Source organism: Plantibacter sp. ME-Dv--P-095 (assembly GCF_030209365.1).
Lineage (GTDB): Bacteria > Actinomycetota > Actinomycetes > Actinomycetales > Microbacteriaceae > Plantibacter.
In genome coordinates this window covers 537165-557067 of the sequence record NZ_JARVSB010000003.1, presented here as the reverse complement: position 1 = coordinate 557067, position 19903 = coordinate 537165, and the positions used below count along the sequence as shown (strand labels likewise).

20 protein-coding genes are annotated in these 19903 nt (G+C 70.6%); 11 read left to right on the top strand and 9 right to left on the bottom strand.

The window, feature by feature from the left end; all coding sequences use genetic code 11:
- Positions 1-322: 322 nt before the first annotated feature.
- Positions 323-1594 (bottom strand): HNH endonuclease signature motif containing protein, encoded by a 1272-nt coding sequence (locus QRN26_RS05170; RefSeq protein ID WP_285035665.1) that lies wholly within the window; start codon positions 1592-1594, stop codon positions 323-325.
- A 405-nt stretch (positions 1595-1999) separates the two neighbouring features.
- On the opposite strand from QRN26_RS05170, the gene QRN26_RS05165 reads away from it, so the two are divergent.
- Entirely contained in the window at positions 2000-3004 is a 1005-nt protein-coding gene (locus tag QRN26_RS05165) for a zinc-dependent alcohol dehydrogenase (protein ID WP_285035664.1), read from the top strand.
- Positions 3005-3052: 48 nt separating this feature from the next.
- On the opposite strand, the gene QRN26_RS05160 is transcribed toward QRN26_RS05165, so the two are convergent.
- The 4 genes from QRN26_RS05160 to QRN26_RS05145 all read right to left on the bottom strand — a co-directional run bounded on the left by QRN26_RS05160 (position 3053) and on the right by QRN26_RS05145 (position 7491).
- Positions 3053-4033 carry a LacI family DNA-binding transcriptional regulator gene (locus QRN26_RS05160; RefSeq protein ID WP_350223909.1) on the bottom strand — a complete coding sequence of 327 codons (981 nt, stop codon included), beginning with the start codon at positions 4031-4033 and terminating at the stop codon, positions 3053-3055.
- A gap of 88 nt (positions 4034-4121) precedes the next feature.
- A complete protein-coding gene (locus QRN26_RS05155) occupies positions 4122-5021 on the bottom strand; it encodes a carbohydrate ABC transporter permease (protein WP_285035663.1) in 900 nt (299 codons plus the stop codon).
- On the bottom strand, positions 5018-6100 hold the full coding sequence (locus QRN26_RS05150; RefSeq protein WP_082455972.1) for a carbohydrate ABC transporter permease: 1083 nt from the start codon (positions 6098-6100) through the stop codon (positions 5018-5020). Before QRN26_RS05150 ends, QRN26_RS05155 begins: the two co-directional genes overlap by 4 nt.
- A gap of 89 nt (positions 6101-6189) precedes the next feature.
- Positions 6190-7491: an ABC transporter substrate-binding protein gene (locus tag QRN26_RS05145; protein WP_369796441.1), complete on the bottom strand. Its 1302-nt coding sequence runs from the start codon at positions 7489-7491 to the stop codon at positions 6190-6192.
- A gap of 236 nt (positions 7492-7727) precedes the next feature.
- Between QRN26_RS05145 and QRN26_RS05140 the strand changes: the two genes are divergently transcribed.
- Together QRN26_RS05140 and QRN26_RS05135 are read left to right on the top strand one after the other, a co-directional pair.
- On the top strand, positions 7728-8573 hold the full coding sequence (locus tag QRN26_RS05140; protein WP_285035658.1) for a DNA/RNA non-specific endonuclease: 846 nt from the start codon (positions 7728-7730) through the stop codon (positions 8571-8573).
- Positions 8574-8670: 97 nt separating this feature from the next.
- A complete protein-coding gene (locus QRN26_RS05135) occupies positions 8671-10434 on the top strand; it encodes an L-aspartate oxidase (RefSeq protein ID WP_157579907.1) in 1764 nt (587 codons plus the stop codon).
- A gap of 56 nt (positions 10435-10490) precedes the next feature.
- Here QRN26_RS05135 and QRN26_RS05130 read toward each other — a convergent pair whose 3' ends face one another.
- Both QRN26_RS05130 and QRN26_RS05125 read right to left on the bottom strand, forming a co-directional pair.
- The gene (locus QRN26_RS05130; RefSeq protein ID WP_056011686.1) at positions 10491-10997 is read right to left on the bottom strand and encodes a MarR family winged helix-turn-helix transcriptional regulator; all 507 of its coding nucleotides are present in this window, start codon (positions 10995-10997) and stop codon (positions 10491-10493) included.
- Positions 10998-11125: 128 nt separating this feature from the next.
- Positions 11126-11740, bottom strand: a complete 615-nt coding sequence (locus tag QRN26_RS05125; RefSeq protein WP_285035654.1) for a TetR/AcrR family transcriptional regulator C-terminal domain-containing protein — start codon at positions 11738-11740, stop codon at positions 11126-11128.
- Positions 11741-11848: 108 nt separating this feature from the next.
- Between QRN26_RS05125 and QRN26_RS05120 the strand changes: the two genes are divergently transcribed.
- Genes QRN26_RS05120 through QRN26_RS05095 form a run of 6 tightly spaced genes read left to right on the top strand, consistent with a single transcriptional unit; the run spans position 11849 to position 16371 of the window.
- Positions 11849-12454 carry a biotin transporter BioY gene (locus QRN26_RS05120; RefSeq protein WP_056009577.1) on the top strand — a complete coding sequence of 202 codons (606 nt, stop codon included), beginning with the start codon at positions 11849-11851 and terminating at the stop codon, positions 12452-12454.
- On the top strand, positions 12451-13608 hold the full coding sequence (locus QRN26_RS05115; RefSeq protein WP_285035652.1) for a class I adenylate-forming enzyme family protein: 1158 nt from the start codon (positions 12451-12453) through the stop codon (positions 13606-13608). The genes QRN26_RS05120 and QRN26_RS05115 overlap by 4 nt, the downstream gene beginning before the upstream one ends.
- Positions 13598-14749, top strand: coding sequence for a thiolase family protein (locus tag QRN26_RS05110; RefSeq protein WP_285035649.1), 1152 nt, complete (start codon positions 13598-13600; stop codon positions 14747-14749). Before QRN26_RS05115 ends, QRN26_RS05110 begins: the two co-directional genes overlap by 11 nt.
- Positions 14746-15453 carry an energy-coupling factor ABC transporter ATP-binding protein gene (locus tag QRN26_RS05105; RefSeq protein WP_285035647.1) on the top strand — a complete coding sequence of 236 codons (708 nt, stop codon included), beginning with the start codon at positions 14746-14748 and terminating at the stop codon, positions 15451-15453. Before QRN26_RS05110 ends, QRN26_RS05105 begins: the two co-directional genes overlap by 4 nt.
- 4 nt (positions 15454-15457) lie before the next feature.
- Positions 15458-16054, top strand: a complete 597-nt coding sequence (locus QRN26_RS05100; RefSeq protein ID WP_056009585.1) for an energy-coupling factor transporter transmembrane component T family protein — start codon at positions 15458-15460, stop codon at positions 16052-16054.
- Entirely contained in the window at positions 16051-16371 is a 321-nt protein-coding gene (locus QRN26_RS05095; protein ID WP_056779848.1) for a CHY zinc finger protein, read from the top strand. Before QRN26_RS05100 ends, QRN26_RS05095 begins: the two co-directional genes overlap by 4 nt.
- Here QRN26_RS05095 and nhaA read toward each other — a convergent pair.
- Positions 16325-17659, bottom strand: coding sequence for a Na+/H+ antiporter NhaA (gene nhaA / locus QRN26_RS05090; RefSeq protein ID WP_285035646.1), 1335 nt, complete (start codon positions 17657-17659; stop codon positions 16325-16327). The two genes, QRN26_RS05095 and nhaA, sit on opposite strands and share 47 nt — an antisense overlap.
- A 253-nt stretch (positions 17660-17912) precedes the next feature.
- Between nhaA and QRN26_RS05085 the strand changes: the two genes are divergently transcribed.
- Complete coding sequence (locus QRN26_RS05085; RefSeq protein WP_082455973.1) at positions 17913-18086, top strand: CsbD family protein; 174 nt, start codon at positions 17913-17915, stop codon at positions 18084-18086.
- A 62-nt stretch (positions 18087-18148) separates the two neighbouring features.
- Here the strand turns inward: QRN26_RS05085 and QRN26_RS05080 are convergent, their stop codons facing one another.
- Complete coding sequence (locus QRN26_RS05080) at positions 18149-18814, bottom strand: hypothetical protein (protein ID WP_056009591.1); 666 nt, start codon at positions 18812-18814, stop codon at positions 18149-18151.
- A gap of 146 nt (positions 18815-18960) precedes the next feature.
- Between QRN26_RS05080 and QRN26_RS05075 the strand changes: the two genes are divergently transcribed.
- The gene (locus QRN26_RS05075; protein WP_056009594.1) at positions 18961-19848 is read left to right on the top strand and encodes a helix-turn-helix transcriptional regulator; all 888 of its coding nucleotides are present in this window, start codon (positions 18961-18963) and stop codon (positions 19846-19848) included.
- The last annotated feature ends 55 nt before the right edge of the window (positions 19849-19903 follow it).

Genomic DNA, 19903 nt, shown 5'->3' with positions numbered 1-19903 from the left:
ACACCTCGCCCCGGTCACTGAGCCTGTCGAAGTGCGCACGAGGAACCCTTCGACAAGCTCAGGGAGCGGGACGTTCGGCGCACACGTCCGCCGGTCACGAGCACGTCGAAGTGCGTTCGGGGCGCCCTTCGGCGGGCTCGGAACGGGACGTTCCGGGGCCGCTCCCGCCGGTCACTGAGCCTGTCGAAGTGTTGAGGGACACAGGCAGCGTCCTGCCTGTGCGCGCGCTCGACTCCGGTCACTGAGCCTGTCGAAGTGCGCACGAGGAACCCTTCGACACTTCGACAGGCTCAGTGCGGCGCAGCTCAGGGACTAGGAACGGTCAGAACGGTGCGGGGTCCGGGGCTGTCCGGTGGTGTTTGCCGTCGGGTGTCGTCCAGTCGAGGACGCCGTCCGGCTGGTGGTCGAGGTTCCAGCCGGGAAGGTGCTTCATCCGGTGATGATGTCGGCACAGGCAGGCGAGATTCCCGACATCCGTCGTCCCGCCGTCCTGCCAGGCGACCGAATGGTCGAGGTCGCATGCTCTAGCGCGCCTGCCGCAGCCGGGTGCGCGACAGGTGCCGTCTCGGAGCCGCACCGCCCGTTGGAGATCGGCTGGCACCCGGTACTGATTCCGCCCAACGGAGAGGACGGCTCCGGTTTCGGGCTGGACGAGGATCCGGGTGAAGGAGGGTGCGTTCACCGCGATCCGCGCTGCGGCCTCCGGGTCGATCGGCCCGTATCCGTCGAGGGTTGCGGGTGCGTCGGAGACGCCGGCCATGCTGAGCGCCGGGACGGTGATCTGAACGGTGGGCTTGATGTGTTCCTGCACTTCAATCGGGTGCGGGAGTGCCGGGTTCGACGCGACATCGTCTGGCGTGACGCCGGTGAGGGCGAGCGCGGCGAGGGCGTCGGCTTGGAGCTGTCCGCAGGTGCGCTGATCGCCCGCGCGACGTGATTCGGACGCTGCACTCTCAAGCCGCTCGACGATGCCCTGCGCGATCGGCGCGGTCGTGAACAGATGCACCCAGGCCATACCGTCTGAAGCTGGCTCGAACTCGACGCGGCGGTCCGCCTCGGAACGCACAGCGCGGGCGGTGATGGATTCTGGGTGGAGTCGCTCGCGGAGATCCTTCGCGCGCTGCTTCAGCCGCGCAACGGTAGACCGTTCCGCGATGGGAAGGACCTCGGCGAGGAAGGAGACACGGCCGACGGTCGGGACCTCACGCAGTTGGTCGGTGATCGTCCGCGCGTGCCGTCCGGAAATCGTGCCCGCCTCGAGCGCCGCCAACACTGCGGGGGCCTCGTTCACGAGCCGCTCGGCGTCGTCCGTCGCGTGCAGGACCGTCCGCTCCGACGAACGCGTCGCCATCGCGAGCATCGCGCACGTCGAGCGTCGCGAGAGTGCACGTCGCTCGGCGGGCGGGTAGACGGCGGGGACCACCGTGTCTGCGAGGGCGTCGGCGTACGCAGCAGATTTGGCGAGCAGGCGCGCTTCACGCGCGTCGAGCACGGCGCGGAGCCGGCCGATCTCCGCGTACTCATCCGAGAACTCCGCGAGCTGCGCGGCGTACTCGTCGCCAGCTCGAACTGCGAAGGTGGTGGTCTCGGTCATGACTCCAGTCCACCATGGACCACTGACATTCCAGATGCCGAGTTCGGGAGGGTGTGGAGATGCCCCGATGAGCGCTTCGACTGGCTCAGTGACCGGGGTTAGTTGGCGGGAGTCGGTCGGGACGCGGGCCCGCCGCTCAGCACACCTCGACAAGCCCCGCGACCGAAGCTTGGCTCGGTGTGGAGGCGTCTCCGTAAGCACTTCGACAAGCTCAGTGACCGAGGCTGGTCGGCGGGAGTCGGTCGGGTCGCGGCCCTGCCGCTCGGCACACCTCGACAGGCTCGGTGACCGGGTCTGTCGGGTTCGGCGAGCCTCGCGCAGGCCACGCGACCGCCCCCACCGCGCACCGACGACCCACCGACGCTACGCTGCTGAGCACACACGCCGTCACGATGGAGAGACCGCATGAGAGCCCTACGCATCACCGCCCCGAACACGGCGACCGTCCTCGACCGACCGGACCCGCAGCCCGGCCCCGGCGACGTCCTCATCCGCATCGAACGCACCGGAATCTGCGGCACCGACGTCGCCCTCTTCCGCGGCACGATGCCCTACCTCACCGACGGCCGCACCACCCTCCCGCTCCAACCCGGGCACGAGTGGGCGGGTCGCGTGGTCGCGGTGGGCGACGACGTCACCACGGCGACCCCAGGAGACCTCGTCACGGGCGACACCTTCATCGGCTGCGGACACTGCGACCGCTGCACATCCGGACGCCACCACCTCTGCCCGGAACACCTCGAACTCGGCGTGCTCGGCCAACTCGACGGCGCCCTCGCGGAACTCCTCGTCCTCCCCGAACGCGCCGTGCACCGCCTCCCGCCAGGCGTCGACGCCGACCTCGGTGCGATGGTCGAGCCGGCCTCATGCTCCCTCCGCGGCGTCCGCCTCACGGAACCCGGCCCCGGCGACCGCGTACTCGTGTGGGGCGCGGGGACCCTCGGCATGTTCGCCGCACTCTTCGCCGCCGAGTCCGGAGCCACCGTCACCGTCGCCGCCCGACGCGAATCCGACCGGAGGTTCGCCGCCGGGTTCGACCTCGACACCCGCGATCCGGCGGAACTCGGCGACGAGCGGTTCGACGTCATCATCGAGGCGACCGGCTCCGGCGAGGTCACGCGTCGCCTGCTCGACAACGCCACCGCGGGCGTCCGCATCGCCCTGCTCGGGGTGCCCGCCGGTGACGCCGGCCTCCCCTCCGGCACGCTCATCGCCCGCGATGCGACCGTCCATGCCGTCCTCGGCGGCTCGGCCTCCATCGACGAAGCCGCCAGCCGGTTCGCCACCATGCCCGACACCGTCCGACGCCTGATCGGCACCGTGATCACCCTCGACGAGGTCCCACAGGTGCTCGCCGACGGACTCCCCCGGGCGACCGGAGCCGGACCGAAGACGCAGATCCGGTTCTGAGGGGGCTTGAGGCCGGAACGCCACACCGCCCACCCAGCCCCCGCACCCTCACACGGAGTCGCGCTCCACCAACCCGCACGGGATCGTCGTCATCTCGGGGACGTCCTCACCGGCGATCAGCCGGTGGAGGGTCTGCACGAGCAGCGCCCCCTTCTCAGCGGTGCGGAGGTCGACGGTCGTCAACGCCGGGTAGGCGTCCGCCGCGAACACGTTGTCGTCGACCGAGGTCATCGCGATCCGCACAGGCACCGGGATCCCCCGGTCGCGCAGCACCCCGAGCGCCCCCGTCGCCATCTGCGCGGATGCCGCGAACACCGCATCGACCGGCCTCCCGGCGGCCAGCAACCGCTCCATCGCCCGGGCACCGCTCGTGGGCGTGAAGTCGCCCTCCTCCTGGAGCCCCGGCTCGAGCCCAGCGGCACCCAACGCGCGTCGCCACCCCGCCAGACGGTCGACGCCCGCCGCGGTGTCGAGCGGACCGGTGATCGTCGCGATGTCACGCCGCCCCGCCTCGACGAGCCGTCGCGTCGCGAGCGCGCCCGCCTCCACGTTGTCGACGTCGACCACGTGCCCTGGCGGGTCCGTCGGTTCGAGCCCTCGGACCCCGAAGACCACCGGGAGCGAGGCCGCGAGCTTGGCGTACGCCTGCATGCTCGTGTGATGGGACAGCACCAGCGCCCCGTCGACGTTGCCGCCCGTGAGGAACCGACGCGTCTTGTCGGGGTCGACGTCGGATTCGATCAGGAGCGTCAGGGTGTAGTCGGTCGACGAGGCGTACATGGCCGCGCCCTGGATGACCTCGGCGAAGTACGGGTCGGCGAAGAACTCCGCCGTGCGCTGCGGGATGACCATCGCGATCGTCTGCGCCCGCCGGCGGACGAGGCTGCGGGCCGCGCGGTTGGGCACGTAGTGCAGTTGCTCGACGGCGGCGTTCACGGAGGCCACCGCCTCCGGGGTCACCTGGGAGGACCCGTTGATGACCCGGGAGGCGGTGGACTTCGAGACGCCGGCGAGCGCCGCGACCGCGATGAGTGTGGGGACGGTGATGTCCGCATCGGTGTCGATGGTGTGTCTCCTCAGTCGTGCCGGTGTGAAGACACCTTATGCGGCGCGGGCGTCACCCCTTGACCGCGCCCTGCATGATCCCGGCGACCAACTGCTTGCCCGCGAGGATGAAGAGGATCAGCAGGGGGATGACCGACAGCACCGCGCCGGCGAGGACGAGCGAGTGGTCGGGAGTCTGTCCCCCGCTGGCGCTCAGTGCGGCGAGCGCCGTCTGCACGCTCGGATTCCGCGGTCCGAGCACGAGGAGCGGCCAGAGGAAGTCCGTCCACGCGGCCATGAAGGTGAAGAGGGCGAGGACCGCCATCGCCGGGCGTGCGGCCGGGAGGGCGACGTGCCAGAACGTGCCCCACATGGAGGCGCCGTCGACCCGCGCCGCTTCGATGAGCTCGTCGGGGATGACGTCGACGAGGTATTGGCGCATGAAGAACACGCCGAACGCGGTGACGAGTCCCGGAATGATGACGGCCTGCAGTGTCCCGACCCACTGCCATTCGGCCATGAGCATGAACAGCGGGATGATGCCGAGCTGGGTGGGGATGGCCATGGTGGCGATGACGGCGAGTAGCAGGCCGTTGCTCGCCCGGAACTTCAGCTTCGCGAAGGAGTACCCCGCGAGTGTCGAGAAGAAGACGACGGAGACGGTGATCGCGCCCGAGATGATGACACTGTTCGCGAGGGCTTGGAGGAAGGGCGCCGACTCGAACACCTTCGTGGCGTTGCTGAGGAAGTTCGGGCCGGGGAGGATCGCCGGCGGCACCAGGTTGGTGTCGGACGACTGCCGGCTGGAGATGACGAACGACCACCACAGTGGGAACGCGGAGACCGCGAAGAAGGCGATGAGGATGGCGTAGGTGAGGACGCCGGGGCGTTCGTGGTCCTTGCCCTTCCGGTACTGCGGTTCCGCGGGTGTCACCGGTGGTGCGGTCCGGGTGCGTTCCATCAGGGTGCTCATGCTCGTCCGCCTCGCTGCTCGGTGGTGCTCGTGGTGTCCGCACGGCTCGTGGTGTTCGCACGGCGCTTGGTCGACGTGGTGGTGATCGCCCGCGTCGTGATGAGGGGGTCGCGCACCTTCGGGATGCGCACCGGGCGTGCGTCGTTCGTGCGGATCGCCCGGGTGATCGCGAAGTTGATCAGCCCGGCGAGGATGATCACGAGGAACAGGATCCACGCCGTCGCGGAGGCCCGACCGAAGTCGCGTCTCGGGAAGGCGAGCTCGTACAGGTAGAGCACGATCGTCTGGAACTGCCGGTCCGATCCCCCGTTGCTCCGAGGGTCGAACAGCTTCGGTTCCGTGAAGATCTGCAGCCCGCCGATCGTCGAGGTGATGACGACGAAGATGAGCGTCGGCCGGATCATCGGGATCGTGATCGACCAGAACCGTCGGATCTTGTTCGCCCCGTCGAGGGCGGCCGACTCGTAGACGTCCCGCGGGATGGCCTGCATGGCCGCGAGGAGGATGAGGGCGTTGTACCCGGTCCAGCGCCAGTTCACCATGCTCGCGATGGCGACGTGGGAGGGGAAGACGTCGAACGCCCAACGGATCGGGTCGAGCCCGAACGCCTCGAGGAGCCCGGCGATCGGTCCGTGGTACTGGTTGAAGATCTGCAGGAAGATGACGGCGACGGCGACCGGCGCGACGATGTACGGCAGCAGGATGCTCATCCGCCAGAAGGTGCGTCCGCGGAGCGTCTGGTCGAGGAGCGCCGCGATCACCGTCGCGATGACGAGCTGCGGGACGGCCGACAGCAGGAAGATGCTGATCGTGTTGCCGAACGCGTTCCAGAAGAACGGGTCGGAGAGGACCGAGACGTAGTTGTCGAGTCCGACGAAGTCGCCCTGCCCCTTCAGCAGGTGCCACTCGTAGAGCGACACGTTGAAGGTGTAGACGATCGGGAAGATGCCGATGAGGGCGAAGAGGATGAAGAACGGCGCGATGTACAGGTACGGCGACGCGCGGTAGTCGAAGCGGTTCAGCTTCTGTCTGAAGGTCAGCGCGGCCGGTGGCCGGCGGACGGTTGCGGTGCTGGTCATGGCTCTGCCAATCCGAAGGAGGGAGCGGGAGGGGTGCCGGGGCGTCCGCGTGCGAACGGACGCCCCGGCGAGCTGCGTCGGAGAGGAGGTCAGCCGACGAGCTGGTCGAGCAGCTTGACCGCCTCGTTCCAGGCGGTCTCACCGTCGGTGATCTCGCCCTGGCTCACGCGGTCGAGGATCGGACCGAACACGTTGTCCTGGATGTTGGAGTCCTCAGGACCCTTCACCTGGGCGACGACGCCTTCGGATCGTGCGGCGAAGATCTCGCCGACCGGTGCGTCGTTGAAGAACGGGTTGGTGGAGCCCTTCACGAGCTCCTGCCCGTCGAGCGTGCTCGGGAACGGTCCGGCGAGTTCGAACGACGCCGCCTGTGCCTCGGGGGACGCGAGCCAGAGGGCGAGCTCGGCCGCCTCCTCCTTGTGCTCGGAGTTCTCGGCGACACCGAGGAACGCGCCACCCCAGTTGGCCGCACCGCCGGGCATCACGTCGGCGAAGTCCCAGCCGCTGTCGGTCGTGCCCTCGTCGTAGTAGCCCTGCACGATGCCGAGCATCCAGCTCGGGCACATGTAGGTGGCGAACTTGCCCTCCTTGGCCTCCGGACCGACGTCCCAGCCGGGGAGCCCGGCACCGAGGCCGGCGTTCTCCGCCTCGACGATCTTCTCGAACTGTTCCTTGAGCACGTCGTTGCCCTCGATGTTCAGGGTCTCACCGTCGGCCTTGTAGTAGCCCTCCTCCTGCTGGTTCACGAACGAGTTCCAGAAGAATCGGGGGCTGTGGTAGAACGCCTGGCCGGTCGCGGCGACGTACTCCTCACCGACCTCGAAGAAGCGGTCCCAGGTCGCGTCCTCGCCGCCGAGGTACTCGGCGACCGCGGCCCGGTCGCTCGGCAGGCCGGCGGCGGCGAAGAGGTCGCCTCGGTAGCAGATGCCCTGCGGGCCGATGTCGAGACCGGCGCCGATCACGCGGCCTTCGGCGTCGGTGCCCTGCTCGTACTTCCAGTCGAGCCAGGTGTCCTTGACGTCCTCGATGCCGTAGTCCCGCAGGTCGACGAAGGAGTCGCTCACCTCGGAGATGGTCCCGAGCCAGCCCTCCTCGATGGCGACGACGTCGCTCAGGCCGGTGCCCGCGGCGATCTTCGCGTAGGCGTCGTCACGGGCGGCTCCACCGCCCTCGAGGTTGGTCGCCTCGATGGTGATGTTCGGGTGCTCCTCCATGTACTGCTCGTAGTTGGCGTCGACGCCCATGGTGCCGAACGTCGTGACCGAGAGGGTGATCTTCTCGTCTCCGCCACCGCCTGCGGGCGAGCTGCACCCGCTGGCCAGGACGGCGAGGATCGAGGCCCCCGCGATGGATGCGGCGGCGATGCCGCGGCGCGTGCTGTTCACAGTCACTCCTTTGTGTGTGCGCTTCGGTGGCCGCTGAACCCGTCTGCAGGGTCCGCGGTCCAATCCCGTGGGAACGTTCCCACGGGCATGCAGGACACACTAAGCGCTCGTTCGGACGAGGTCAAGAGAGCGCTCTCATTTGTTGCAGAACCGGTTGCTCCGCGGTGAACGCTCGGAGACGGGGAGATGCGGGCAGACGTTCAGCGTTCCGATTCGATCCAAATCATGATCGACTCATACCCATGACCGGCTTTGATTCAGGCTTCCTCGGCGTCGACGAACCGCTCGCCCTCCCGGCCCCGAACGACCCGCAGGAACGCGCTCGACTCCGGCGCCTCGACTACACGCACTTCTCCGTCCTCCTCGACCCCGACCGCCGGCTCGCAGCAGCCACCGGGGTCGACATCGACGGCGCCGCCCTGCTCGACCTGGGTCGCGGCGACGACTGGCACCTCGACGAGCGCATCCCGGCCGGCGAGCAGGCCGGGCCGGAGCTCTACGCGCGGAACGACCTCGACCGCGGCCACCTCGTGCGCCGCAGGGACCCGGTGTGGGGTCCTGCGGACGTCGCCCGCCGCGCCAACGTCGACACCTTCTGCTACACGAACGCCGCTCCGCAGGCCGCGGACTTCAACCAGTCCCTCGAGCTGTGGAACGGCCTCGAAGACCTCGTCCTCGAGTACGCCTCGGCCGGACGGCTGCGGCTGTCCGTCTTCACGGGCCCCGTGTTCACCGACGACGATCCGCTCTACCGCGGCATCCGCATCCCCAAGCGGTTCTGGAAGGTGGCGGCGTGGTCGTCGGCCGGTGCGCTCGCGGCCTCCGGCTACCTCCTCGACCAGTCCGCGCAGCTCGACGACATCGACCTCGACGAGCCGACGGCCACGGGTGATCGCGATGACGACGCCGTACCGCCACTCGGCCCGTTCCGTACCTTCCAGCTGCCGATCCTCGACCTCGTGAGCATCACGGGCCTCGACTTCGGGCCGTTGAGCCGGGCGGACGTCCTGGAAGCCGCCCCGGCGACGATCCGGCCCGACGTCGACACCTGGATCGAACTGGAACGGCCCGACGACCTGCGGTTCTGAGCCGATGCAGCCGGCCCGGCATTCCCGGAGTACCGATAAGGCGAGCCTCAGTTAGGGTGGCCTTGGTTCCTCGGATCAGCGTGCCTATGCTGCACGGGTGAGCGCATCACGCGCCGCATCGCCGAAGGAGTCTCCCGTGCACGAGCAACGCCTGTCCACCTCCGTCCTCGTCATCGGAACGGGCGGCTCCGGTCTCCGCGCAGCGATCGAACTCGCCGAACGGGGTGTCGACGTCATCGCCGTCGGCAAGCGTCAGAAGGCCGACGCACACACCTCGCTCGCGGCCGGCGGCATCAACGCGGCCCTCGCGACGATCGACCCCGAGGACTCCTGGCAGCAGCACGCCGCGGACACCCTCAAGGAGAGCTACCTGCTCGCCAACCCGCACACCGTGCAGATCGTGACCGAGGGGGCCGCCCGCGGGATCGAGGACCTCGAGCGGTACGGCATGCCCTTCGCCCGCGAGGAGGACGGCCGGATCTCGCAGCGGTTCTTCGGCGCCCACACCTTCCGGCGCACGGCCTTCGCCGGCGACTACACCGGACTCGAGATCCAGCGCACGCTCGTGAACCGGGCGGCACAGCTGGACATCCCGATCCTCGACACCGTCTACATCACGAGGCTCCTCGTCCGCGACAACGTCATCTTCGGCGCGTACGGCTTCGACCTCGAGACCGGGACCCGCTACCTCATCCACGCCGACGCCGTGATCCTGGCGGCGGGTGGCCACAACCGGATCTGGCGACGCACCTCCTCGCGCCGCGACGAGAACACCGGCGACTCGTTCCGCCTCGCGGTCGAGGCCGGCGGCCGGATCCGCGACCCCGAGCTCGTCCAGTTCCACCCCTCAGGCCTCATCGAGCCCGAGAACGCCGCGGGGACCCTCGTCTCCGAGGCGGCACGCGGCGAGGGCGGCATCCTCCGCAACGGGCTCGGCGAGCGCTTCATGGCGCGGTACGACCCCGAGCGCATGGAGCTGTCGACCCGCGACCGCGTCGCCCTGGCCGCGTACACCGAGATCAAGGAGGGGCGCGGCACCCCGAACGGCGGCGTGCTCCTCGACGTCTCGCACTTGCCGCGCGAGACGATCATGCGCCGCCTGCCACGCGTCTACCAGACGCTGCTGGAGCTGCAGATGCTCGACATCACCACCACCCCGATCGAGATCGCCCCGACGGCGCACTACTCGATGGGCGGCGTGTGGGTGCGGCCCGAGGACCACGGGACGGACGTCGACGGGCTGTACGCGATCGGCGAGGCATCGTCCGGATTGCACGGCGCGAACCGGCTCGGCGGCAACTCCCTCATCGAACTGCTCGTGTTCGGGCGCATCGTCGGCGAGGCCGCAGCCCAGTATTCGGCGGGTCTCGAGGCCCACGTCCGGTCCGCCGAGGCGGTCGACGAGGCCCGGGCGGAGATCGACGGGCTCCTCGCCAGCGACGGACCCGAGAACGTGCGCGCCCTCCAGCGCGCGATCCGGAACACGATGACGGAGCACGCGGGGGTCGTCCGCGACGAAGCCGGGCTCCTCGCCGGGCTCGCCGAGCTCGACGCGATCGAGGCGCGGATCGCGGACGTCGGCGTCCACCCCGACATCGCTGGGTTCCAGGACCTCGCTCACGCCTTCGACCTGAAGTCGGCCGCCCTCGCGGCCCGCGCCACGCTCGAAGCGGCGCTCGAACGTCGCGAGACCCGCGGGTGCCACAACCGCTCCGACTTCCCGGAGCTCGACGAGGAGCTGCAGGTGAACCTCGTCTGGTCGGGGCGGGGCCGGATCGAGCGCGAGGCGATCCCCGCCATCCCCGCGGAGATCCAGGAGCTCATGCAGGACGTCTCCGTCGTCGGCAAGCTCGTGGAGTAGGGCGGAGCCCCGGTCCCTGAGCCCCACCCCGGTCCCTGAGCTTGTCGAAGGGCGCGCTAGCCGCGCCCCTCGCCACGTTCGAGGGTCGCGCCGATCACCCGGAGGCTCTCGATGAGCACGGAGATCTGGTCACGGCTGAGGCCGGACAGCATCGCGTTCTCGTCGGCCACCAGGCGGCGCATCGCCTCGTCCACCCGCTGCCGGCCGAGCGTCGTGAGGACGACGATCTTGCTCCGGCCGTCGGCCGCGTTCTTCTGGCGGACGACGAGCGAGCGGGCCGCCAGGCGGTCGAGCTGGCTCGCGAGGTTGCCGCTGGTGACGTGGAGTCGGCCGGCGAGCATCGACGGGGTCATCCCCTCGGCGCCGTGCTGCCGCAGCATGGACAGGAACTCGAACTCCCACGGCCGCAGCTTGCTGGCCGCGAAGGACACCCGACGGACCTCCTGGAGGTGCGGGACGAGCCGGCGCAGGCGCGACACGACGTCGAGCGGCGCGAAGTCCACGTCGGGCAATGCCGCGGCCCAGGCGTCGATGACGATGTCCACATCGTCGTCATCACCCATCGCCATCGTCGGTCCTCCTCGTGTCCTCGCCAACGCTACCCTGGGCTCCGCCACAGCTGGAGGATAGGCGTCCGCTCACGCCGCTGTGGTAAGCGATCCGTCTCGGTGACCCACCACGGTGATCCGTCTCAGCGGACCACCAGCGCCCCGAGTCCGTCGACGAGCAGTCCGACACCGAAGGCGAACCCCTCCGCCTGGTCATCGGGGTCTCGCGGATCGGACGTCACGCCGGCACCGAGGACCCCGACGCTGTCGTACTGCAGGCGCTGCTGCTCGTGGGACACATGGCCGAGGACGAAGTGCAGGAGCGCGGTGCCCGCTCGTCGGGTGGTCGCCTCGTCGAGACCGGCGAGCGCCACGGCGTCCGTCAGCCGGCGGAGCACGCGTCCGGAGCCGAGCCCGAGCGCGTAGGTGCTCGAGACGACCTCGGCGCCGTCGCGGTAGGCGAGCAGGGCGTCCCGGAGGGCTGCCGCCTCGATCCGGGTCCGTGCCCGCCAGTCGGCGCCGGCGTCCGTGACCGCGTCGACCGGGGCCGGGTGGGCGTCGACGATGCGGTCGGCGAGTTCGGCGATGAGGGTCTGCTTGTTCTCGAAGTGCCAGTAGAGCGCGCTCGGTTGGACGTCGAGGGAGGCGGCCAGGCGACGCATGGTGAGGTCTGCGAGGCCGTGGTCGTCGAGGATCCGGAGGGCGACGTCGGCCACGTCGTCGCGCCGATGGCGACGGGTGGTTGCGGAACCGGACATGGTTCCAACTATAGTGAACGCTGTTCAGGTGAACAGTGTTCAGGTGGGAATCGACCACCCGGATCGCCTGGACGGATCGACCATCCCTCCCCGAGACAGAGGCATCACATGAGCAGGCTCCGGATCGACGCGACCGACATCGCCCGCATCGCCGTCTTCGCCGCGATCGTCGCCGCCCTGGGGCTGCCGGGGGCGTTCTCCGTCCTGGGTGCCGTCCCGATCACGGCGCAGACCCTCGGCGTCATGCTCGCGGGCGCGATCCTCGGTCCGTGGCGCGGGATGCTCTCGATGCTCGTCCTCCTCGCCCTCGTCGCGATCGGGCTGCCGCTGCTGTCGGGTGGTCGGGGCGGGGTCGGCGTCTTCGTCGGTCCGAGCGCCGGCTACCTGTTCGGCTGGATCGTCGGCGCCTTCGTCATCGGTCTCATCGTGCATGCCGGCGGCCGACGGCTGCGCTGGTGGCGGACGGCCCTCGGCGTCCTCCTCGGCGGCATCGTCGTGATCTACGCCGTCGGTGTCCCCGTCCAGTCCCTCGTCACCCGGCTGTCGCTCGGCGAGACCGTGCTGCAGAGCCTCGTCTTCCTGCCCGGCGACCTCGTCAAGGCGGTCCTCGCGACGGTCATCACGATGACGCTGGCCCGCGCCTACCCCCGGGCGTTCCGTCACGCCGCCGGTGTCGGGTCGACGCGACCGGGTGAGCCCGCCAGGGTCGCATGACGACGGACGCCGGACGCATCGTCCCGCTGCGGGGAGGGGCTCCGGCGGAACTCGTCCGACGTGCGCTGGAGGTCCGCGCGGCGGGCGACGTCCCGTTGCTCGGCGACGACCGGTGGAGCGACCCGTACTGGCGCGCCGTCTGCGATCGCGCCAGCGCTGCGGGACCGCAGCCCGGCCAGGCGTGGTCGACGACGACCTCGGGCACGACGGGCGCCCCGCGCATCGTGCTGCGGACCGCCGACTCCTGGGCGAGCTCGTTCGCGCCGGTGGCGCAGCTGCTCGGCGCCGACCCCGACGACGTGCTCGCCCTCGCCTCGCCGCCCGCCTCCTCCCTGTCGCTCTTCTCGATCGCGCACGCTGCGGCTGCCCGGTTCGGGCTGATCCTGCCGAGCCGTCACGTCCTCACCGCCGGCGAGGCGCAGGACGCGACGCTCTTCCACGGCACCCCCAACGGTTTGCGGCGGCTCCTCGACGACGGCCGGCCCCCGCGGTTACGCGCGGCCCTCGTCGGCGGCGCCTCCCTCGATCCGGCGCTCCGTGAGCGGGCGACGGCCCTCGGCGTCCGCGTGGTCTCGTACTACGGCGCCGCCGAACTCTCCTTCGTCGCGGTCGACGACGGCACCGACCCGGAGCAGCCGGGCCTCCGCGCCTTCCCCGGGGTCGCGCTCGAGGTGCGCGACGAGGTGCTCTGGGTCCGGTCGCCCTACCTCGCGAGCAGCACCCTCGGCGGGTCGGGAGCGCTGCACCGCGACGGCGTCTGGGCCACGGTCGGTGATCGTGCCCGACTCGACGGCGCTCGGCTCTCCCTCCTCGGACGCAGCGACGACGCGATCCTCACGGCCGCCGCGACGGTGATCCCGTCCGACGTCGAGGAGGCGCTGCGGCTGGTGGACGACATCGCGGACGCCGTCGTGTTCGGCCTCCCGAACGACGGCGTCGGCGAACTCGTCACCGCGGTCGTCGAAGCGCGGCCGGGCGCCCGTCCGACGCGCGCCGAGCTGCGGGCGGCCGTCTCCAGCCTCCTCCCGCCGTCGCACCACCCGCGCCGGTGGTTCATCGTCGACGAACTGCCCCGGACGACCACGGGGAAGGCCGCGCGAGCCGCCGTCATCGAGCGCGTCCGCGCCGGGGAGGTGGCCACCCTTGCGCCCTGACATCAGCACCAGCCCGGTGGTCGTCGCCGCGCGCCGCACGCCCATCGCGACGCGCGGTCGGGCCCTCGCCGCGCTGACCGTCGAGCAGCTCGCCGTCCCGGTCGTCCGCGCCGTGCACGAGGATGCAGGTGCGGTGCTCGGTGGAGCGCCCGAGATCGCCGACGTCGTGCTCGGCAACTGCATGGGTCCCGGCGGCAATCCGGCCCGGGTCGCCGCCCTCGGCGCCGGGCTCGGGTTCGCGGTGCCCGGCCTCACGGTCGACCGTCAGTGCGGCAGCGGGCTCGCGGCGATCATCGAGGCCGCCACCGCGATCGCAGCCGGCGACGCGCGACCACGGATCGCGGGCGGGGTCGAAAGCGCTTCGACCGCGCCGGTGCGCTCCGTCGACGGCGTCGCCTACGCCCGCGCTCCGTTCGCGCCCGCGGGCTGGCACGACCCCGACATGACGCGGGCGGCGGAGGATCTCGCGCGCCACGACGGGATCTCCCGCGCACGCCAGGACGCGTACGCGGCGCGGAGCACGCACCGCGCGGCGGTCGCGGAGGAGGCGGGCCGGTTCACCGAGGAGCTGGTCTCCCTGTCCGGCGCGGCCGACCACGACGAGCCGACCACGCGGCACCTCGACCGCCTGCTCCCCCGCTTCACCCCGCTCTTCGCGGACGGATCACTCACCGCCGGCAACACCTGCCGCGTGAGCGACGGAGCCGCGGCCGTCCTCCTCGTTCCGGGTGGAGCCACCTCCCGAGGGACGGTGCCCGGCCTCGCGCTGCGCGGGCACGCCGTCGTCGGATGCGACCCGGCTCTCCCGGGGATCGGTGCCGCCCCCGCGATCCTCGAGGCCCTCGAGCGGGCAGGCGTCGACCTCGCCTCCGTCCAGGCGGTCGAGCTCGTGGAGGCGTTCGCCGCGCAGACCCTCGCGGTCCTCGACCGGCTCGGCGTCGCCGAGGACGACGAGCGGCTCTGCGCCGACGGCGGCGCCCTCGCCCTCGGCCACCCCTGGGGTGCCAGCGGAGCGGTGTCCGTCGTCCGCCTGTTCTCCCGGCTCGTCCGCGGCGGAGCCCCGGCCGGCACCCTCGGCCTCGCCGCAGCCTCGGTCGGCGGTGGTCTCGGCGTCGCCGCCGTGTTCGAGGTCGTGCGATGATCGAGGACATCGAACCCCCAGCCCTCCGACTCGACCGCGTCACCGCGCGCCTCGGCGACACCACCGCCCTCGACGACGTGACCCTCCAGCTCGACAGCGCACGCATCGCGGTCATCGGGGCGAACGGTTCGGGCAAGTCGACCTTCGCCCGCCTTCTCGGTGGCCTCAGCCGACCGACCTCGGGCACCGTCCACGTCCACGGCGTCGACACCGCGCGGGAGACCGCCCGGCTGCGACGCCTGGTGAGCATCGTGTTCAGCAATCCGGACGCGCAGATCGTCATGCCGACCGTCGCCGAAGACGTCGCCTTCTCCCTCCGCGGCACGTCCGGCTCGAAGGCCGAGACCGCCGAGCGGGTCGCGCACGCACTCGAGGAGTTCGGGTTGACCGGCCTCGCCGACCGCTCCGCGCACGAGCTGTCCGGCGGGCAGAAACAGCTCCTGGCGTTGTGCGGCGCGGTCATCCGTCGGCCGGCGCTCCTCATCGCCGACGAACCGACGGCCTACCTCGACGCCCGCAACAGCGCCGCGGTGGCCGACCACCTCCTGCGACCGGAGGCCGGGCACCAGCTCGTGCTCGTGACGCACGACCTGGAGCTCGCCGCCCGCTGCGACGTCGCGCTCCTCTTCGACGGCGGTCAGGTCACGGCGGAGGGCGACCCGGCCGACGTCATCGCGAGCTATCGCGCGAGTCTGGCGACGTGACGTCGTGATCACCCTGTATCGACCGGGGACCGGCTGGTTGCATCGGGCGCCCGCCGGACCGAAAGCCCTCGGCATCCTCCTCGTGGTCCTCGCCATCTCGCTGCTGCCCACCAGCTGGTGGACGGCGGGGATCGCCGCGGCGGTCACCGTGCTCGCGTACCTCGTGTCCGGACTGGGCCTCGCGGAGCTCGGCCGTCAGCTCGTGCTCATCCGCTGGATCATCACGATCACCGTCATCGGCCAGCTGCTCTTCGTCGACCTCGAGTCGGCCGTCTCGAACACCGCACGCATCGTCGCGGCCATCCTCCTCGCGGCCCTGCTGGTGCTCAGCACCCGCGTCGCGGACCTGCTCGACGCCTTCGAGCGCGCCCTCCGACCGTTCGGCCGGTTCGGGGTCGACCCGGCCAGGATCGCCCTCATGCTCGCCGTCGCGATCAACACCATCCCGGTGCTCGCCCGGCTGGCGGCCGGCGTGCGGGACGCCCAACGCGCCCGCGGGGTGCGTTCCAACCCCGTCACCTTCGTCGTCCCGTTCCTCGTGGTGTCGCTCAAGCACGCCGACGAACTCGGCGACGCCCTCACGGCACGGGGCGTCCGGTGAGCGGGGTGCGGGTGCTCGGCCGCACCGTGGACGACGAGACGCGGTGCGTGCACTACGCGACGCCGCTCGACGTCATCGCCATCCGCTTCGCCTGCTGCGGCGAGTACTACCCGTGCCACCGGTGTCACGCCGAGTGCGCCGACCATCCGGCCGAGCAGTGGCCGCGCGAGCAACGCGACCGCGAGGCGATCCTGTGCGGCGTGTGCTCGAGCGAGCTGACGATCGAGCGCTACCTCACGGTCGACGCGTGCCCGAACTGCTCCGCGGCGTTCAACCCCGGCTGTCGTCTCCACTCGGCGTACTACTTCCAGGCGTGAGGTCCCTTCCAGGCGTGAGCTCCCGGCGGTAGACCCGGTTCCGCGCGCTGAGGATCGCCGCACCGATGGCCGCCGCGATGAGCGAACCGGCGAGCACCCCCACCTTCACGTGGTCGTCGGACTCGCTGCCGACGCCGAAGGAGAGCTCACCGACGAGCAGCGACACCGTGAACCCGATCCCCGCTACGAAGGCCATGCCGATGAGGTCGACCCACCGGATCGAGGGGTCGAGCCGGAGACCGGGCAGTCGGGTGACGAGGAACGTCGTCAGGGTGATGCCGAGCGGCTTCCCGAGCACGAGACCCGCGACGATGCCGAGCGCGATCGTGTCCTGGAACGACTCGACGAGGCCGGACAGGCCGCCGATGACGACGCCGGCGGAGAAGAACGCGAAGATCGGCACGGCCACCGCGGTGGACACGACGCTCCAGCGGTCGGCGAAATGTGCGGCCAGTCCGTCGTAGATCGGCTTGCCGCTCGCATCCTCCCCCACCCGGACTCGTGCGCGCTTCGTCGCGACGACGGGCACCATGAAGCCGAGCAGGACGCCGGCGACGGTCGCGTGGATCCCCGAGGCGTGGATGAGCGCCCAGGTGGCGAGACCGAGGGGGATGAGGATCCACCAGGCCCGGACGCCGCGCTGCACGAGCACGGCGAAGATCGCGAGCGGCACCGCGGCGAGCGCGAGCGGCACGAACTCGATGTGGTCGGTGTAGAAGATCGCGATGATGCTGATGGCGATGAGGTCGTCGACGACGGCGAGGGTGAGCAGGAAGGTCCGCAACGCCGGCGGCAGGAACTTCCCGACCACGGCGATGACGGCGACGGCGAACGCGATGTCCGTCGCAGCAGGGATCGCCCAGCCCTGGAGCGCGTCCGGGCCGGACTGCAGGTTGACGAGCACGTAGATGAGCGCGGGGACGGCGACGCCGCCGACTGCCGCGGCGATCGGGAGCGCGGCGGTCTTCGGGTTCCGGAGTTTGCCGGCGACGAACTCCTCCTTGAGCTCGAGACCCACGACGAAGAAGAAGATCGCGAGGAGACCGTCGGCGGCCCAGGCGCCGACGGAGAGGTTCAGGTGGAGCGCCTCGGGGCCGAAGGTGAAGTCTCGGACGCTCAGGTAGAAGTCGGAGGCGCCGGTGTTCGCGAGGACGAGGGCGAGGGCGGTGGCGACGACGAGGAGGGCTCCGCCGACGGTGTCCTGCTGGAGGGTCTGGTGGATGCCGCGCCAGATGGAGTGCGGCGCCTGATCGGCCGGCAGCTCGTGGTGGTTCGGTGCATCGGTCATGGGAGTCCTTCGGGGCGGGATCGGTCGAGCGTCGGAGCGGCCCTGCTTGGACCACCCGCCGACCAGACTTCCCGGCACACCGCCCACGAGTTTATCCGCTCAGCGTCGTCGACGGCCCGTTGTCTGGGAGTCCGCTGACCTCGTTGTGACTCGGCTGGGCGTCGGGTGTAGACCTGAAGTGCGTCCACCAGGTCGCCCTGTCGGATTCGATCAGTGCGGATCGACAGCCCGAAGAACACGTGAGGAGCAATATATGAGCGCCGGAGACAAGATCAAGAACGCCGCCGAGGACCTCGCTGGCAAGGCCAAGGAGGCCGTCGGCAAGGCGACCGACAACGACAAGCTCGTCGCGGAGGGCAAGGCCGATCAGACCAAGTCCGACGTGAAGCAGGCCGGTGAGAACGTGAAGGACGCGTTCAAGAACTGACCTCCAGATCACACGAACGCCGGTGACCCCACGGGTCACCGGCGTTCGTCTGTCTGCGGCGATCAGTCCTTGATGAGGAGGATCGGCTTTCCGTCGTAGGAGTCGTACGGGTTCGGCTCGGTGAACCCGCCGTCGTACATGAGGCCGGCCGGGGCGTTGCCGCCCGAGGGTGCAGCCGCGACGTAGCACTGGGTGATCGGTGCTCCACCGTCGAACTCCTCCGTGAAGGACTCGGAGCCGCACTCGTCCCACCCGATGAGCGTGACCTCCTGGACCTTCTCGCCGTCGGCGTCGACCGGGGAGAAGGAGGTCGCGTCGCTGTTGAACGCCACCGGGTCGCCCGAGACCTTCGTCATCTCGAGCCGGATGAGCGTGAGGTCGAGGCCGTCGAGCTCGCCGCCGTCGAACTGCGACTTCAGGAACGAGACCTGCTCAGGCGTCGCGGGCGTGACCTCGGTCAGCTTCGCGCTGATGAGTGCGGTGACGTCGTCGGTGCCCTGCGACTCGTAGACGATCTCCTCGTCGATGCCGACCTCGGCACCGGGCTCGGTGACCTCACCGTCGGCGGATCCCGATGCCTTCGGCTTCTCGGACGGGGTCGCGGATGCCGATGCGGACGCCGTCTCCTTCGGCTTCGCCTCGGGGCCCGGCAGCATGCCGCATCCGGCGAGCACGAGGGCGGCGGCGATCGGGACGGTGATCAGGGCGGTGACGCGGGAGAGCTGCATCGGAGTTCCTTTCGACAGCGGACTCCTGCAGTCTGTCCGCCCCTGCTCGTCGGCGCGATGGGGACAACTCCCCACCCGGGCACCCCGCTGAAGGGTGTTTCGGCAGGGCCTCCCTCGCCGGTCGGGACGTGTCTAGGCTCGTCGGCATGGACAACCGAGAGGACGTTCGCGAGTTCCTCGTCACTCGTCGAGCACGCATCCGCCCCGAGCAGGTCGAGCTGCCGGCAGGCCCCAACCGTCGGGTCCCGGGGCTGCGTCGGGCTGAGGTCGCCCTCCTCGCCGGGATGAGCGTGGAGTACTACTCGCGACTCGAACGCGGTGACCTGCGCGGTGCCTCCGAGAGTGTCCTGCACGCCATCGCGACGGCACTCGTGCTGGACGACGCCGAACGCGAGCACCTGTTCGCCCTCGCCCGGGCCGCCGGGCCGGTCTCCACCCGACGCCCCACCAAGCCGTCCCGCACACCGACGGTGCGCCCGGGGCTGCAGGTGATCATCGACTCCATCACCGCCGGCTGCGCGATCATCCGGAACGGCCGGATGGACATCCTCGCGGCGAACGCACTCGGCCGGGCGATGTACGTGGACCTGTTCGACGGATCCGACCGTCCCCCGAACCTCGCCCGCTTCTGCTTCCTCGACCGCCCGCACGCCGACCGCTTCTATCCGGACTGGGACGCGGCGGCGGACGCGACCGTCGCGATCCTCCGCGGCGAGGCGGGACGCGACCCGCACGACAAGGGCCTCCACGACCTCGTCGGCGAGCTCTCGACCCGCAGCGAGGCGTTCCGCCGCAAGTGGGGCATGCACGATGTGCGCCGACACACCACGGGCCGCAAACACTTCATCCACCCCGTCGTCGGCGAGGTCGACCTCGTCTTCGAGGCGGCCGAACTCCGCGAGGACCCCGGCCTCAGCCTGATGATCTACGCCGCGGAACCCGGCACCCCCACGGAGGAGGCCCTCACCCTCCTCGCCAGCTGGGCGGCCACCCGGGCACTCGCGACGACCACCGCGCCGGCCGACCCCCACTGACCAGACCTCCACCGACCCCACCTCCGTCCCGACGCACCACCCCGAACCCCAGGAG